At 40.4% G+C, this 17,313-nt stretch carries 13 protein-coding genes and 1 tRNA gene; 8 read left to right on the top strand and 6 right to left on the bottom strand.

All coding sequences use genetic code 11. The annotated features are described in order from the left end of the window. The first annotated feature begins 16 nt into the window (after positions 1-16). Both FD725_RS19135 and FD725_RS19130 read left to right on the top strand, forming a co-directional pair. A complete protein-coding gene (locus FD725_RS19135; RefSeq protein ID WP_179049608.1) occupies positions 17-349 on the top strand; it encodes a DUF565 domain-containing protein in 333 nt (110 codons plus the stop codon). Between the two features lie 138 nt (positions 350-487). Continuing rightward, a complete protein-coding gene (locus FD725_RS19130; RefSeq protein ID WP_179051593.1) occupies positions 488-1,357 on the top strand; it encodes a glycerate kinase in 870 nt (289 codons plus the stop codon). Positions 1,358-1,482: 125 nt separating this feature from the next. Here FD725_RS19130 and FD725_RS19125 read toward each other — a convergent pair whose 3' ends face one another. Next, positions 1,483-2,475, bottom strand: coding sequence for a PleD family two-component system response regulator (locus FD725_RS19125; RefSeq protein ID WP_179049607.1), 993 nt, complete (start codon positions 2,473-2,475; stop codon positions 1,483-1,485). Further along, positions 2,472-6,326: a PAS domain S-box protein gene (locus tag FD725_RS19120; RefSeq protein WP_372726684.1), complete on the bottom strand. Its 3,855-nt coding sequence runs from the start codon at positions 6,324-6,326 to the stop codon at positions 2,472-2,474. Before FD725_RS19120 ends, FD725_RS19125 begins: the two co-directional genes overlap by 4 nt. 1,387 nt (positions 6,327-7,713) lie before the next feature. On the opposite strand from FD725_RS19120, the gene FD725_RS19115 reads away from it, so the two are divergent. After that, positions 7,714-8,433 carry a PEP-CTERM sorting domain-containing protein gene (locus tag FD725_RS19115; protein WP_179049605.1) on the top strand — a complete coding sequence of 240 codons (720 nt, stop codon included), beginning with the start codon at positions 7,714-7,716 and terminating at the stop codon, positions 8,431-8,433. Positions 8,434-8,762: 329 nt separating this feature from the next. Here FD725_RS19115 and FD725_RS19110 read toward each other — a convergent pair whose 3' ends face one another. Next, positions 8,763-10,358 (bottom strand): iron uptake porin, encoded by a 1,596-nt coding sequence (locus FD725_RS19110; protein ID WP_179051592.1) that lies wholly within the window; start codon positions 10,356-10,358, stop codon positions 8,763-8,765. A gap of 358 nt (positions 10,359-10,716) precedes the next feature. Between FD725_RS19110 and FD725_RS19105 the strand changes: the two genes are divergently transcribed. Next, a complete protein-coding gene (locus FD725_RS19105; RefSeq protein WP_256871968.1) occupies positions 10,717-11,718 on the top strand; it encodes a metal ABC transporter substrate-binding protein in 1,002 nt (333 codons plus the stop codon). 50 nt (positions 11,719-11,768) lie between these two features. Continuing rightward, positions 11,769-12,539: a metal ABC transporter ATP-binding protein gene (locus FD725_RS19100; RefSeq protein ID WP_179049604.1), complete on the top strand. Its 771-nt coding sequence runs from the start codon at positions 11,769-11,771 to the stop codon at positions 12,537-12,539. A gap of 167 nt (positions 12,540-12,706) precedes the next feature. On the opposite strand, the gene FD725_RS19095 is transcribed toward FD725_RS19100, so the two are convergent. Beyond that, positions 12,707-12,973 (bottom strand): ArsR/SmtB family transcription factor, encoded by a 267-nt coding sequence (locus FD725_RS19095; RefSeq protein WP_372726742.1) that lies wholly within the window; start codon positions 12,971-12,973, stop codon positions 12,707-12,709. A 298-nt stretch (positions 12,974-13,271) separates the two neighbouring features. Here FD725_RS19095 and FD725_RS19090 point away from each other — a divergent pair, with 298 nt between their 5' ends. The 3 genes from FD725_RS19090 to FD725_RS19080 all read left to right on the top strand — a co-directional run bounded on the left by FD725_RS19090 (position 13,272) and on the right by FD725_RS19080 (position 15,638). Beyond that, entirely contained in the window at positions 13,272-14,162 is an 891-nt protein-coding gene (locus FD725_RS19090) for a metal ABC transporter permease (protein ID WP_372726683.1), read from the top strand. A gap of 75 nt (positions 14,163-14,237) precedes the next feature. Further along, positions 14,238-14,310: transfer RNA gene (locus FD725_RS19085), tRNA-Phe, on the top strand. Positions 14,311-14,483: 173 nt separating this feature from the next. Next, entirely contained in the window at positions 14,484-15,638 is a 1,155-nt protein-coding gene (locus FD725_RS19080) for an Arm DNA-binding domain-containing protein (RefSeq protein ID WP_179049602.1), read from the top strand. Positions 15,639-15,781: 143 nt separating this feature from the next. Here FD725_RS19080 and FD725_RS19075 read toward each other — a convergent pair whose 3' ends face one another. Together FD725_RS19075 and FD725_RS19070 are read right to left on the bottom strand one after the other, a co-directional pair. Continuing rightward, entirely contained in the window at positions 15,782-16,060 is a 279-nt protein-coding gene (locus tag FD725_RS19075; protein ID WP_179049601.1) for a hypothetical protein, read from the bottom strand. Between the two features lie 233 nt (positions 16,061-16,293). Beyond that, positions 16,294-17,295: a hypothetical protein gene (locus tag FD725_RS19070; RefSeq protein WP_179049600.1), complete on the bottom strand. Its 1,002-nt coding sequence runs from the start codon at positions 17,293-17,295 to the stop codon at positions 16,294-16,296. Between the last annotated feature and the right edge of the window lie 18 nt (positions 17,296-17,313).

Below are 17,313 nucleotides of genomic sequence, written 5' to 3'. Positions count from 1 at the left end.
ATAGACAATAAAAAAGATGCAAAACACTCGTCTGAACAACTTGTTCGAGGCCATTGCGGCAAAGTTAGCGCAATGGTTCTTAAATCCTTGGCGGCGGATGTCATTATTAGTGATTAGTTTTTTGTTTGGCTTTTTCTTAGGTACAGCCATCTCAACTACAGCAGGGCAAAGGGCTGAACTAGATATTGTGGTAGCAGGTGTTTTAGTATTATTGACAGAGGTTACTAGCAGAGTATTTTATAGTCCAGGTTTCTTTACTCGGCGATCGCTCTGGGTTGAAGCCATCAATCTCTTAAAAGTAGGCTTTACCTATAGCCTGTTCATAGAAGCCTTAAAACTAGGTTCGTAAGCATAAAATAATCTTTACCACTCACAACTCCCTCACTCCCTCACTCCCTCACTCCTTACTCAGCACTCAGCACTCACTACTCACTGTTTTTCGGAGAAGCAAGTGATACAAGAGCGATCGCCAATTCTAGAAAAGATTATGCCAGCTTTTAGCCAATTTTGCCAAACTAGCTTGCACATATCACCACAGCAGATGTTACCAGTGTTGTCGGATTTGTGGCTACCTCTGAGCATGAAAATCGCGGCACAACATGAAAAACTCAATCGTCCTTTTATTCAAGGGATTTTAGGTGGACAGGGAACTGGTAAAACTACAATGTCCTTAGTTCTCCAGCTAATTCTGCAAGAGTTAGGCTATCGAACTTTGTGTTTATCTTTAGATGACTTGTACAAAACTTATAGCGATCGCCTCATCTTAGCGCAACAAGATCCCCGCTTGATTTGGCGTGGCCCTCCAGGAACCCATGATGTAGATTTAGGCCTAGATGTATTCCAACAAATCCGCACAGGCAAAACCCCAGTCATTGTACCCCGCTTCGATAAATCTGCCCACGGGGGAGCAGGCGATCGCACTGAGCCAGAAGTTGTAGCTGGGGTTGATATTGTCATTTTTGAAGGCTGGTTTGTCGGTGTGCGCCCAATTGATCCAGATATATTTAATCAAGCACCACCGCCAATTCTCACTCATGAGGATAAAATCTTTGCCCGTGATATGAATCGTCTATTATCTACCTATCTCCCACTGTGGGAGCAATTAGACAGCTTAATTTTGCTCTATCCCACCGACTATCGTTGTTCTTTGCAGTGGCGACAACAAGCAGAACAAAAAATGATGGCCACTGGTAAATCAGGTATGACAGATACACAAATAGAAGAATTTGTCAATTATTTTTGGCGATCGCTACACCCAGAATTATTTATCAAACCTCTCACCAAATCTGCGGCATTAGTTGATTTAGTGATTGAGATCAATTCCGACCATACCTTTGGTGCAGTCTATCAGCCATGAGCATAATTCGTAATTCGTAATTCGTAATTCGTAATTACATGAGTTTCTAATCCCCTATTGCCTATTGCCTATTGCCTATTGCCTATTGCCTATTGCCTATTGCCTATTACCTATTACCTAATCCCCTACGCCAATTGAGGACTAGGATTCATAAAAAAAACCGGAGAGGATGATTGTTGGATATATTGCTCAGAGCGATCGCGCCCGGCAACTTTTGCTTGATATAATGCGCGATCGGCTGCGTCAATGATATCTTGAAAATCTGAGTTAGGTTGAGGAATTTCGGTAGCGACACCAGCGCTGATAGTGACATAATTGCCAATTTTAGAATTACTGTGGGGAATAGCTAATTTCCTGACAGCAGCACAAATGCGATTAGCTATGTGAAGCGCACCATCACCATAGGTTCTGGGCAAAATGACAGCAAATTCTTCGCCACCGTAACGAGCCACTAAATCAGCCGGACGTTTGACAGTATCTTGAATCGCTTTAGCGACAAATTGTAAGCAGCGATCGCCTGCTCGATGACCATAGGTATCGTTGTAAGATTTGAAGAAATCCACATCACACAGAATCAGCGACAAGGGCAATTGTTCTCGCGCCATGCGTTGCCATTCTTGAGCGCAATACTCTTCAAATCTGCGGCGATTAGCTATTTGCGTTAACTCATCAATAGTGACTAAGCGTTGTAATTCTCGGTTAGCAACTTCTAACTTTTGTTGCAACTGGGATTGCTGAATCAAACGTTTTACCCGTTGACGTAAAACCGGCCAATGAATTGGTTTTGTCACATAATCAATTGCACCAACATCAAAGGCCCGGTCAACTGATTCTTGATCTTCTAATCCTGTAATCATCAAAATTGGTGTGTACTGGCTATCATCCAACAACTGCAACCGAGTACAACACTCAAATCCATCCATGTCAGGCATGATAGCGTCCAGCAAGACAATATCAGGTTGCAGTTCGTGAAAAATGGCTAAAGCCTCTCTGCCATCTTGAGCTTCTGCTGTGCGATAGCCTTCACATTGAAGAGACAAACGTAACTGCGCCCGCATAAATGGTTCATCGTCAACAATGAGAATTAAAGATTGCTTTTGTAAAGGAGTAGTTGTCATGATACCTCCTGGTTAAGTTCTCTTTGCAACAATGTTTTGACTAGTTCATACTCTTTACGCAGTCGTGAGTTAATTTCCGCACAACCTTGGAGATTATTACTACGTCCTTTGATTTCTAGTTGTTTGCAAAGCTGTGATAAAAATACTGCCCCAACTGAACCACTACTAGATTTAAATTTGTGAGCCGTCTTCCATATAGCTTGAGTATCTTGAGTGGTGATTGCTACGTTCATATCTTGGAGTAATTTAGGAGCCTCAGTTAGGTAACAGTTGAGTAATTCAGCAAATGCCTCATTATCTCCTCCTAACATATCCCGTAATGCTTGCAAAATTTTTGTATCAATTGTTGCAAATTTTAAATTATTAATTTCTCCAAATATTTGATTTGACTCAGTGATATTTTGTGGTGTTTTTTTTGTCACGGTAAATTCATCGCTGCTAGAAGCATGGCATTTACTTAGTGCTTTAGCTAACTCTTCTATCTGGAGGGGCTTACTGATGTAGTCATCCATTCCAGCTGCCAAACAAGTTTCGCGATCGCCCCGCATCGCATTAGCGGTCATGGCAATGATTTGTGGGCGAGAACTGCCACTCCAGGTTTGAGCAATTAACCGACTGGCTTGCAAGCCATCCATTTCTGGCATATTGATATCCATCAAAATGACATCGTAAGGTTGACTCTGTAATGCTTCTAGAACTTCTAATCCATTAGCCACTACATCTGCGCCATAGCCCATTTTTTTGAGCATAAGTAAAGCAACTTTTTGATTCACTACTATATCTTCTGCTAGCAAAATCCGCAGTGGTAGTTGTTCTGCTAAACGTCCATTGATTTGATCAGGATCAGGATTGGTATGAGCAACAATAGCTTGTATGGGCTGATGCTGCCAATTATTGACTTCAACTAGAGGAGTCGTCAATGCCTCTAATTCTGGATGAGAAATAACTTGAGTAACCAGAGAAAAATAAAATGTGGAACCTCTAGACGCAGCCTGAGAAGACATGAGGTTATGACTGTGCCATTCAGCAGGCGGATTACCACCAACACACCCCCGGCTTTCTACCCAAAGATGGCCTCCCATCATCTCGCTTAATCTTTTACTAATCACCAGTCCCAGCCCTGTACCGCCGTATTTGCGAGTCGTTGAAGCATCCGCTTGGATAAACGGTTGAAATAATTTTTCCATTGTCTCTTGGGAGATACCAATGCCTGTGTCTTTGATGGTGAAAAGAATTTCGCAGCAGTTTTTAGCTTTTGGTGTTGTCAATGGTTGAGTGCGAACAGAAAGTAAAACTTCTCCTTCTGGAGTAAACTTAATGGCATTGTTGAGCAGATTCATCAGTATTTGCCGCAAACGGGTCAAATCTCCCACAATCTCGGTGGGTACTTGGGGATGAATCAGATAGGCTAATTTAATATCTTTTTGAGCTGCTTTGGGCGCTAATAGGTCGATGACTTGTTCTACACAAGTTCTCACATCAAAAGGTTGTTGTTCTAATTCCAACCTCCCCGACTCAATTTTAGAAAAATCTAAAATGTCGTTGATAATTCCCAGTAAGGCATCACCGCTAGTGAGGACTGTTTCGACAAAGTCTTGCTGTTGAGGGGTTAGTTCAGTCTCTAACAACAGTCCTGTCATGCCAATAACGGCATTCATGGGAGTACGAATTTCGTGGCTCATCATGGCCAAAAATTCGCTTTTTGCCCGGTTGGCAGCTTCTGCGGCCCGTTTTGCTTGCTCTAGGGCAAAGTTTTTGATGGTGAGTTCTTCTCGTTGCCGAGTTTCTTGCTCTAATAGCTGGGCTTGGGCTAAAGCGATACCCAGTTGATCTGCGACTGCTTCTAGGAGTTCAATTTCTTCGGGAGTCCACTGACGAAAATAGCTACATTGATGCAGACAAATTGCGCCGTTAGGTTCGCCTTGATAGGAGGTGCGCACAGCTAACAGGGATTTGAGTTGGACTTGATGACAAATGGATGCAGCAGGCTCTAGCAAAGCATCTTCGTAGACGTTAGCAGAGGCGATCGCTTTATCCTGTGCCATCATTTGTAAAACATGAGGATTAGCCGTCATCGTACATTCCCATTCCTGCATGGAGCAGTTACCAGGAACATTATTATATTCGGCTACTAGGGGAATGCGGGGGTGGGGGTGACTAATGTAAGAATGAATTAAGCAACGATCGACAGCAAAGGCTTGGCCAATCTGGGTGGCAGCCGTCTCAAAAATTTCCTGACTATCAAGGGTCTGCCGAATTTTCTGGGTGATTTTTCCCAGCAGTAGTGTGCGATGTAATTGTTTTTGCAGGGCTTCTTGCGCTTGGACTCGTTCGGTAATATCTTGAATAGAACCAACCATCCGCACGGGATTACCCTGCTCATCCCATTGGGCGATCGCATGAGATAGCACCCATTTATAAGTATCATCATTGCAACGCAGACGATACTCTACGACACAATGGGGAATTTGCCGATGGAGATAATCTTGTTTGATCGCTATCACCCGTTGATAATCATCGGCATGAATGCGGCTGATACAATCCTCATGACTACTAATTGATTGATAATTGGTGTCTTTGACTAATTTTGCCCATTGCGCCGAGCGAAAAGTTTGATTAGTCAGGATATTCCAATCCCAAATAGCATCTTGATTGCCTTCAATTACCAGTTGCCAGCGTTCCTCGCTTTTTCGCAATGCCGCTTCAGCTTGCTGGAGTTCTCTCAGAACTGCTTGCTGATCACTAATATCGACACTAGAACCAATAAAGTGAGTTAGCTGGCCGTTTTCGTCATGAATCGGGGAAACGCTTAATTGGTTCCAATATAAACTGCCATCTTTACGGTAGTTTCGTAGGATGACTTGGCAACTCTGTCCAGTTTTTAAGGCTAGTCGTAGTTCCTCTAATTCTTCTTGCATGGTATCTGTACCTTGCAAAAAACGACAGTTGCGCCCAATCACCTCAATGGCACTGTAGCCTGTGATTTGCTCAAAGGCAGAGTTGACATAAATTATGGGGTTGTTTGCCAGTTTGGCATCAACGATGGTGATGCCACTGTTGCTAGCAGCTAGCGCTCTTTCTCGCAATCTTAAGGTTTCTTCGACTAACTTAAGATCAGTAATATCAAACATGAAACCCCGTAATGTAACCGGAATTCTGTTGACTTGTACCACATTGACAATATCCTTGAGCCAGACGACTCTCCCGTCGCCGGCTAGCATTCGGTATTCAAATTCGTGGTTTTTCCCTCTGGCTGTGGCTTCTTGACAAAAATTTACTGCCCACTCTCGATCATGGGGATGGAGATGATTCAGCCAAAAATTCTCTTCATACCATTGAGAAAGGGGATATTCTAATAAGGTTTCTGCTTGCGGCCCAACGTAGGTAAAACGCCAAGTTTTTAAATCCACTTCCCAAGGTATGACTTTGACTGTTTCTAATAACTCTCGCAATCGAGTTTCACTGGCACGCAGAGCGATTTCTGTTTGGGTTTGTTCGGCAATTCTCTGGATGAGTTCTTGATGTTTGAGTTTATTGCTTTGAGCAAAATAAATTAGTAGTCCGACTGCTGCGGCATTGAATATGCCAACAATTAAGACAAATTTCGGTACAGGTGAGTGTAGACGTGTTAGAAGTTCTGGTAGATAAATCTGCGATCGCTCAGAAACTCTCTCTTGCTTGTCTATTGCTGTGGTAATCTCAGTTGTGGTGGCGATCGCTTGTTGTTGAATCAGTTTTTCAATGTTAATTTGCTCTTCAATCAGTAGTCCTAACCAAAGTAAAATCACCACAAAAAAGATGGCAATACCTGCAAGCAACGGCAGCAACTTCTCATTACTAAGCAATTTCACAGATTTACATCGGTGACATTTGTGCTGCCTATCCATCCACTTATTCATCCTCCAGCACTTCTAACACTCGTTTCACCACTGGTTTTTTATTTGTAAGGTAATCAAAATACTACAACAACAGAACAATTACTTAAATTATTTTCCTCCGAAAAATTATATTTTAGATAATTGCCCAGAAAGATTTTACTGCCATCAAAATACTTACTTGTTATTTTTAATCAATTTTGTAGGAGAATACTAGGCTATCTTGGTAGCATCTACAATAAAACTTTATTTATCTTTAATATTTCTGTTTCTTTGCTCCTCAAAAAACAAAATATACAGCTATTAACTTGCTAGTTGCTATATAATTGACAAGAAAAATCTATATAATTAATAACCATATCAATATCAAGAATGAGCTAACGTATATCTTGAAATACTGTATTTTATTTTCTATATACTACGCAATATATAGGAATCCGATTTGATTTCTGAATCACTCTTAGAGGTAAGGGACTGGGAACTGGGAAGAAAGAATAAAGGTGTACTGAGTTTTGTATGCCTAAGCGCAAGCTACGCTGTGTTGGGTTTCCTTACCTCAAACACCACTTCACTCAAGTCAAGCTACTGCCTTGGGGAGGCAGTTACCACGCCACTACGCCACCAATGGGGTATGAGGGATGGGGAGAGGGGAGACAGAATTGTCTCTTGCCCAGCTTCTCCAAAAGAATTGTTAAAATATTCAGGAAGATAGAGGTTAATTGCCTTGGGTAATATCTTTTTTTGGTAAATATTTCTAAAAAAACTGTGTTGGCTGTTACAATAATGTTAAGAAAAGTTGCCCGTTGCACTTGGGAACGCGCAAACGGGTTTTAACTCCATTGAAAAGACAACGCGAAAAATTATCGGGTAGACCAGCTGTGGGAGGCTGGTTTTTTTTTGCCTGAGAAACTTTTGATATGCAGATTGATTATTTTTTGTCAATACTGCTTGGGAGGTATTTACCTCGAAAAATTGCTCTAATTGACTAAAAATTTGTTAGCTTACCCAATTTGATTATACAAAAAAAATCAGTAATTCCCAGGTATCTTCTAATTTTGACTAGTTAAATACACTAGAGATAATTTAATTACCTGGCTCCCAAGGCTTTGATAGTAGTAAATATTACGCACAAATCTCTACCAAGCTCTCTAATCAAAATACATAACTAAAAAATAGTTAAGTAAATATACATATTCTTTTGATGAAGATTTAGGCTAAAAACTCTTATTTCAAGAGTTCTTTAGTTAATCCAGCATCCTAGAATCTCAATACAATGTTTGTGTAAAAATAACCGTTTTCCTCTACACAATAACTAATCAGGCGTGTCAGGCTATGAGTAGCAATTGATTCAGGAAATACATCAATGTTTACTCTTCAAAAACTCTCATTAGCTTTAGTTGGAACCGCAGTTGTGGTGATGGGTGCTAACCCAGCAAGCGCTTTAGTTCCCGCTAGCCCAATTACTTTAACTAGAGGTGGTAGCGCTCCTGTTGCTGGACAAGGTTCACAATCTCTTATTCCTGGCTCTCAAGTTGTTGACTTTAATTCAGGTACAGCGACTGATCCCAACGGATTTGTCACCTACTCTGCAACTAATGGCATCGTTCAAGGTAGCGTAGGTGGTGAATATGCTTCTCCATTCGGTAATGTCAGTAAATATCTGACAATTTCACCTGCTGGAGAAGATGTTGCTGGTGGAACTGGTTCTGTAACTCTCACCTTTGCTGACGCTGTTGATTACTTTGGTTTGTACTGGGGATCAGTAGATACATACAACTTTGTAGATATCTATAGTGATGGTATCATACTGCAAACATTCAGTGGTGTAGATGTTCCCGGCGCACAAGCTAATGGTAGCTGGACTAGCAATGCAGACAACGTTTTTGTCAACTTTCTCGCGGCTCCAGGCGTAACCTTTGATCAGGTAGTTTTGAGATCAAATGGTCGTGCTTTTGAAAGCGACAACCATACTTATAGAATTGCTGCTACCAGTGTTCCTGAACCTGGTTCTATGTTGGGTTTACTAGCTGTGGGTGCTGTAAGTTTTGGTTCTTTGATCAAACGTAAATCAAAGCTAGCTTAAGTTTCATTAAACAGTCATTTTAACTATAGTTATCAGGCAACGAACAAAGGATACGCTCGCAATTGAATACAAGTCATGAGATACCAAACCCAGTGAAAATACTGGGTTTTAATTTTTTTCTAAGAGGACGTTTAAAAAGTCTGTTTCTTTGTCATGTTGAATGCAGCGTAGCGGAATGAAACATCTCGGTATGTGCCACAAAACCTAGATTCTGACTGACGCTCCGCTCCAGTCAGAATGACATTTTTATACCTACTGAAACTTTTCCAACACCCTCTAAAAAAAGACGCAAAGATTTTCTTTGCGTCTTTTTTAATGAGATGAAAAAACTAGAAACTAAATGTCGTTCTTAGCGCACCAATGAAAACGCTATCATTATTGTCATTGTGGTCTGGCGCTGTTAACCAAATAATTCCTGGTGTGATGGTGATATTGTCGCTCAGTTTGTATTGATAGAAGGCTTCAATGTGGTAGGAAGTATCTTGATCTTCGGCTACTACACCAGTACTCGAACTTGTCACCTTGGGTTCCATACCCGCAATGATTCCCGCTAAGTTACCTTTCTTGCCAAGGTCAGGGAAGCCGAGGGTTACAGCATAATTCCAAATGTCCACATCTCCACGGTCGGCTCCTGTAAGGATGCGACTATTGGTATAACCAGCCCAACCACCCAAGACAAATTTGTCACTGAGGCCAATTGATGCTTGGATACCATAGGAGTTGCTAGAAAAAGCTTCTCCCCCGAAATCTGTAGCCGCATTACTACCTGTAAGTAGTGGCTGTCTGTAAGAATTGAGGTATGTTAAACCGAAGGTGATGCGATCGCTAGGTTTAACTGTCAACTGAGCTAATGCACCGTAAGCTCCATCAAATAAACCATTTTTATTTGTTGGGTTATTGGCTGTACCACTCAAATAACCTAAAGAAAGCGCCAGTTTATCACTAAATTGGTGGGTGACTCCCAAACCTGTACCACCTATTTGACCATAAATAGGGTTGCGTGTACCAAAGGTAGACAAAGCACCAAAACCCCCATCACCATCAAAGATGTTCACTGTGCTGGTGAGGTCATCTGCTGCACCAGCATTAGCAATGGCAATTACTTGGGTTTTGTCACCCAAGGGAAATCTGTACCACAGTGCATCAATAAAGGCATCGTTGCTGGGGCTAGCATTGGCAAAAAATTGGTTTCCTTCTGGGGTTTTTAGATCAGGGGTGGTGATATTGTTGGTTTGAATTCTGGTGAATAATGTATCTTTGCCAGTAAAGCTGGTGACAAATTCCACCCGCGCCCGTACTCCCAAGGTGGTATTCTGGTCTGTGATCTCTTCACCGTTGACGCGATCGCCTGATAAAACATCACTCACAACAGCCACAACTTGTCCTTGCAATTTAGTTGTGGTGGAAAATTGATTGGCTTCCAATTCAGTAGCACGTGCTTCTACAGCATCAACTCGACCTCTGAGTGTCGCTAGTTCGGCTGCAAATTGTTCTTGCAACTTTTGCAGTGTGGCTAAGTCTTCTTTTTTAACTAAATCAGCCGTAGCAGTAGCAATTAGTTCGTTGATTCTCTCTAGACAAGCATTCAAACCGGCGGCAAACTCATATCGAGTCATTGCCCGATTACCACGATATGTCTGATTGGGATACCCGGCAATACAACCGTAACGCTCTACCAATGATTGCAATGCTTGGAATGCCCAATCTGTAGGTTGAACGTCTGATAATTGAGACACAGAGGTAACTTGTGACATTACCTCTTGTTGAGTATTATTTTCAGCTTGATTGTCTTGGCTAACTATGCTTGATGGTGCGTTTGTTTCTGTTGAAGCAGTCGTCTCTTCTGCAAATGCACTATGTCCAAATAACAGCATAAAGCTGCAAAATAGCGGACTAATCAGCAAGTATTTCCCTAATTTTTGCATTTTTTTCCTCACACGTAACTCACACTCATCTGGGCTTGATAACTTCTTGATCAAGCTTTGGTGAGACCACATCTTCTTAATAAGTGTTCTCAGAATATTAACAGTACTGAGCAGATTTGGTAACAACAAAAGTCAAGAATTTATCAATTATTAAGTTCTTGTGAAGATACCAAATGTCAAATTATCCCCAAAACTTATGGTAATGGCCACTACATAGTCAAGTTATCTTGTGTAAATGAGAATGATAATTATTATAATATACGGTGTACAATGAGTATCATTGTCAAAATCATATTTTAACTCTGACTACAGCAGTGTCAGAATCCTTTCAGGGAGGAAAATCGTGATCTGGAATTGGATGAGACAGGCAACAGCTAAACCGAAACATGGCATCCTGTCGTTAGTAGCTTTATTAATGTTGTTCGCTACAGTTGGCTGCAACCAGTCAAATACGACTCAGGAAGCAACAACTCCACAGTCACCACAAGTACGGGAGGCTGCATCTACACCGTCGCCAGAGAAACAAAAGATAAAAGTGGTGACGACATTTTTACCAATGTATTTATTTACTAAAGCCGTTGCTGGAAATACCGCAGATGTGGAAATCCTCATCCCCCCAGGTACGGAGGTGCATGAGTACCAAGCGACACCAGAGAATGTCAAAGCGATCGCCACAGCTAATGTTTTAGTCAAGAATGGTTTGGGATTAGAAGCGTTTCTCAAAGATACGGTCAAAAATGCGCAAAATCCCCAATTAAAAGAAATCGATGCTAGTACTGGGATTAAACCTGTAAATGAAATTTCTCCAGTTGAGAATACAACACCAGCAGAAGACCATGATCATGACCATGCTGAAGGTAATCCCCATGTTTGGTTAGATCCAGTTTTAGCAAAACAGCAAGTGACAAATATTCGAGATGGGTTAATTGCGGCTGATCCTCAGCATAAAACTATCTATGAAGCCAATGCGGCTGGTTATATTCAAGAATTAGATAGTTTGCATAGTGAATTTCAGCAGACTTTACAAAAAGTGCCTAATTGCACCTTTATTACCTTTCATGATGCCTATCCGTATTTAGCACAACGCTACAAACTAAAACAATTAGCAGTAGTCCAAATTCCTGAAGATCAACTCTCCCCAACCGATGTCCAAAAAGCAGTTAATGCTGTCAGAAAATATAAAGTCAAAGCCTTATTTAGTGAACCAGGAGTAGATAACAAGTTACTTAAGAGTCTATCCCAAGATTTAAAGTTAAGTTTGCAAACATTAGATTCTTTAGAAAATGGCACAAAAGACCCACAACATTATTTCCAAGCAATGAAAGCTAATTTACAAACTCTAGAATCTAGTTGTAAATAGCTAGCGAAAATCCTTCCTCTGACTGTAAAATTATTTATCATTTAGAAATCATGACCTTGCCTATTTTAAAAGTTGAAGGATTAACTGTATATCAAGGTAATTATTTAGCTGTGCGGGATGTTTCTTTTGAGTTATCACCAGGAACTGACACAGCAATAGTGGGGCCCAATGGTGCTGGTAAAAGTACTTTAATCAAAGCTATTTTAGATTTGATTCCGCGCAGTATGGGTAAGATTGAAATATTAGGTCGTCCCCTTAATAGATTGGGAAATTTACGCCATTCGTTAGGCTATATGCCTCAAAATTTTATCTTTGACCGCAGCTTCCCCATTTCTGTTAATGAGTTGGTAGGATTAGGATGGGTAGCTAAACCACAAAATAAATACTCATTTTTTTCTATGATGACAAATCAAAATCATGAAAAAAATACAGCAGTAACTACAGCTTTAAGGCGAACTGATACTTATCATCTACGAAATCAGGCAATTGGAACTCTCAGTGGTGGTCAATTAAAGCGAGTTTTGCTGGCTTACTGTTTAGTTATCCCACGAAAATTACTAGTTCTAGATGAAGCCTTTGCTGGGGTGGATATGCAAGGTGCAGCAGATTTTTATGTAATGTTAAACGAATTAAAGCAGCAGGAAGGTTGGACGGTTTTACAAGTTTCTCATGATATTGATATGGTCAGCCGTCATTGCGATCGCATTCTTTGTCTAAATCAAACTGTGGTTTGCACTGGTCAACCAGATATAGCACTCTCACCCCAAAACCTGTTAGCAACTTACGGCCCTGGATTTAGTCGCTATCAACATCACCACTAAACAATTCAGAAATCAAAATACTTTTGCTTTGATTTTCTCCCACTAAATCATCCGCACAGCGTCTCGTAAAGAAGATTTAGTGGTTCACCCAGCTACAATTAGTGGCGGATTGAATCCCCTACTAATCGATTCTGACTCCTGAATTCTGAATTCTTCTTTAATTAGTCTCATTCGTCTTTTTCATCTAAATGTTCAGCAACAGCCTGATAGAGATGAAAAATATGATTGTCGTGGAGACGGTAAAATACATTTCGCCCCTGCTTGCGATAAGTTACTAAACGCATTGCGCGCAGGTTTCTCAATTGATGAGAAACAGCAGATTCACTCATATTGAGTAATGTAGCCATATCACTGACACATAGTTCTTTAGTAGCTAAAAAAGAGAGAATTCGCAGACGATTAGCATCTCCTAAAAAGCTAAAAAAATCTGCCATACGTTGAGCTTTTTCTGTACTGAGAACCTCATTAGCTAATGGCTTAATAATTTGGGGTTGGATATTTTCTGCAGCGCAAGCGGCATTAGATGGAATCATGTTAATTAAGGACATTAAATTATTTAACTTAAAAGTAATTCAGGTGAAAATTGATATCTAAAAAAATTTTTAATCCCAGACATGGTAATAATTATATACCTGAATGAAATTTTATAAAAAAATAATAATTAAGATATATTTCTAGGACTGTATTAGGTAAACCACTAAAAAATTGAGAAATCACCAAAAAATTAATTTTATGACTATGACAATTTTTGATTCTCTGCTGCCTATTTCTAGCCTTCTCAATTGGTTAGCTGTGGCTGGTAGCCATGATTTAGTGAGTTTACTGCAATTCCCCTTTATGCAACGAGCGATCGCTGGTGCTATTTTGATGGGAATATTGGGGGGTTTACTCGGCAGTTTTGTGACACTGCGCCAATTATCGTTTTTTAGTCATGCTGTTGGTCATGCAGCATTAGTGGGTGTAGCGTTGGGTGTATTGCTACAGGTCAATCCTACTTCCATGCTGTTGCCTTTTACTTTAGTTTTTGGTGTAGTTGTGCTTTACCTGATTGACAAGACCGATTTGGCTAGTGATAGTGTACTTAGTATAGTTCTCTCTGGTGCGTTAGCGATCGGTGTCATGCTCACTAGCCTAATTCAAGGCTATCGGGGCAACCTAATGGCAGTTTTGTTTGGTGATATTCTGGCTATTGACAACACAGATTTGATTTTGACTTTGTTGGTGCTTGTGAGTAGTAGTATATTCTTACTATCAACTTTGCCGCAACAAATTTTATTGACTCTTAACCTAGATGTAGCCAAAGTTCAAGGCATCCCGGTGCAATTGTACCGTTATGGTTTTGTCATCTTGCTTTCATTAGCCGTAGCTGTAGCTATTAAAGCCGTTGGTGTATTACTTGTCAATGCTTTTTTAGTGATTCCAGCTTCCACTGCCAAATTAATCACCCACCATTTTAGTAACTTTCTCTCTATGTCGATGATTGTTGGTGCTACTAGTAGCATTGTTGGCATGATTGTTTCCGGTACTTTTAACCTTGCTTCTGGCCCTAGTATTGTCCTTGTCCAGTTTCTTCTGTTTGCCACGGTGTTTACTTGGGTAAAGTTGCGGTTGAAGGCTGGATAATTTTTTTTGTTTAAACTCTTGCCAAATTATTTTATGTTTGCTACATTAAGTAATCGTGGCAAAGAAAAAACCCAAGCCGGGATAGCTCAGTTGGTAGAGCAGAGGACTGAAAATCCTCGTGTCACCAGTTCAAGTCTGGTTCCTGGCATCTCCTCAAACTAAGAAATATATAGATAAAACAAGGGTTATAAGCTCTCAACTAAACGGGAAGATAGCTTATAACCCTAAAACTTTGGGTATTTTTGGGCGAGTTTAGACTATTAATTGGTGTAAAGATGGTGTAAATGGTGTAAGCTATAGTACATTTACACTATAAAACAAATGTACTCAAAAACTCCTACAGGACGATCCTCTAAGGGGTCTGTCACCATAATTAATTCTAATGGTCGATTACAGTTGAGGTTTAGCTACGGCGGGAAGCGCCATTACTTTTCTACAGGGTTACCGGATACCCCTGCTCATCGGAAACTGGCGGAACTGAAAGCTTCTGAGATAGAAAAAGACATTTTATATGAAAGATTTGATGTCACTTTAGAGAAGTACAAGCCCAAATCCGCTCTCAGTAAGGTTACACCAGTTACACCAATTCAGAAACCAAAACCAGAGTTAGATGAGCTATGGAATAAATATAGTGATTTCAAAAAACCTCAAATCAGTCCTAGTACCTTCGCTAAAGACTTTACCAAGCATCGAAATCACATCGCTAAGTTACCCACACGATCGCTAGATAAAGCATCAGCTATTCGAGATTATCTCTTGGCAAATTTAACTCCAGATGCGGCCAAACGTTGTCTAACTCAGTTGAAAGCTTGCTGTAATTGGGCAATGAGAGAAGGGTTAATCGATGCGAACCCTTTTGCTGCTATGAAAATCAAAACCCCAAAAGGTGCGATAGAAGAACAAGATGTTAATCCTTTCACTAAAGAAGAAAGAGATTTAATTATTCGTACTTTTGCTAGCGATCGCCACTATAGCCACTACACTCACTATGTGCGTTTCCTTTTCTTTACAGGGTGTAGACCATCTGAGGCAATTGGTTTGAAATGGAAACACATTACCAATAGTGTTATTCAGTTTCGGGAATCTGTTGTTGTTTCTGAAGACGGCTTAGTCTTAAAAGAGGGCTTGAAAACCCAAAGAAAGCGGGATTTCCCCACTAATTCAGAAGTAAAAGCAATTTTGGATGATATCAGACCGAAAGAAGCTAATCCTGAAGCATTAATTTTTACCAGTCCAAAAGGAAAATTTATCGACCATCACAATTTTTCTAATCGTGCATGGAAAGCAATCTTAAGCAAATGCAGCATTCCCTATCGCAAAAGCTACCAGACACGACACACATTTATTAGTTTTTGTGTGGAATCACATATTAACAGCACTGCGATCGGGCGATGGACTGGAACCTCCGCCAAGATGATTGACAATCATTACGGTGCTACTAATTTTACAAATCTAAGACCACCTGAACTTTCTTGAATGGGGTAAAAATGATTCAACCAGAAGATAAGTTAATACAGCTTACGCTAACAGGTAAATACTGCCAAGTAACTTGTAAATTAATCAGAGAAGTTGGCAAACATCAGTTTTGGGATGCTACGTGCAGATTTTCTCAAGTCGGATCAAATGAAGGTACAGACGAAGAGAAAATAGCATTTTTTCTTTCTTATTTGCCATTGAGGAACACTTCTATGTTCCTGGTAGCGTGATGCTCCTATATAAGCAATCACATCCAAACCAAATTCATTCTGTGGTAGAGCTAGGGAACCTTCTTGCTCTGGTCTATATGCTTTTTTATACCGCATACATGACTGATTTTGACATCGCCGAATTTTTAGCTGTAGTTCTACTACCCCATTTAACGTTCTTATATGTCGAGGATTATTGTATTCATTCCACATTGCTTGACCACACGAAGGGCATTTTTTTTGAACACAATCGAGTACTTCAAACGATGTTGCCTCTGGTTTTAAACTTTTTCTTACCAAGTTCTTGCACCATTATTTCGCTACAAGCTCAAGATGACAGGATTTATGCTCCTCTCTAGTAAGTTTTGCCACGCTAGGTTTCTTCTTTTAGTGTCTTTGCTTCTGGTCTTGCCCAAAAACTATGATCTCCTGCTAGAAATGGCCGTTCATCCGTCGCTACCTCCTGTACTAGCAGTTTCATCAGTAACACTGACTGCTTTTCTCTGGCCTTTTAGTCCAAAGTCCAGAACATTACCGATTTTGAATAAAACTAAGATACTGATACACAGTAGTCCTAATGTTGAGGAATGTTCAGGAATTTGAACGACGAAACCGTGAGAGATGCCGTTAATATCTAAGTAGCTACCAACCACACGATTGCGATCGCTAATGTCGAAAGCTGAGATAGAGACTGCATCAGCTAGACTAATCGGTGAAAATGATTTACCAGATGCGTAAAACGCCTGGCTTCCTATATCATTGACGAAATTACCAACTATTTTATCTTGGTTGTTAATCCCGAATAATGTTGTAGAAAATGCCCCAGGAGCTTGAATAGTGGTGAATTTAGTGCCATCTAGCAGAAAACCGCTTACTAAGCCTGTGGAATCAGCGAAGAAACCGACCATTTTCCCTGCATCATTAATGTCAGTAACAAAAGTTACTAAAGACTCAGGAACATTAATGGTGGTTACATTACCGCCATTGAGCAGAAAACCGCGACTCACACCACTACTATCAACATAAGAACCGACAATGTGACCAAAGTTGTTAATGCCAAATACCGTAGTAACAATCGCATCAGGCACATCAATCGTCGTCAAATTACTGCCATCAAATAAAAAACCTGAATTTCTAGTACCATCGCTGAAGAATCCAACAATTTGACCGGAATCGTTGATGTCAAAGGCAGTAGTGCTGATGGCATTGGGAGCTTCTATATTACTGAATTTTTTATTGTCTAACAGAAAACCACGAACAGTTGTTTCATCAGCAAAATTACCAACAACTTGACTATAATTATTAATCCCGAAGGCATTGGTGGCCAGTGCATTCGGTACATCAATGGGGTTAGGAGGCAAAGCACTCAAGGAAGCAGCTTGCACTGTGGGAGCGATTGTTAGTGAGAGGCTAAATGTAGTCAAATAAACTGCTAGAGAGTGTTGCATTTTTCCTCAAAGTAATTT

Origin of the sequence: Nostoc sp. TCL26-01 (assembly GCF_013393945.1) — a bacterium.
Classification (GTDB): Bacteria; Cyanobacteriota; Cyanobacteriia; order Cyanobacteriales; family Nostocaceae; genus Trichormus.
The sequence above is the reverse complement of the archived record's forward strand: the minus strand, read 5'-3'. Positions and strand labels throughout refer to the sequence as shown.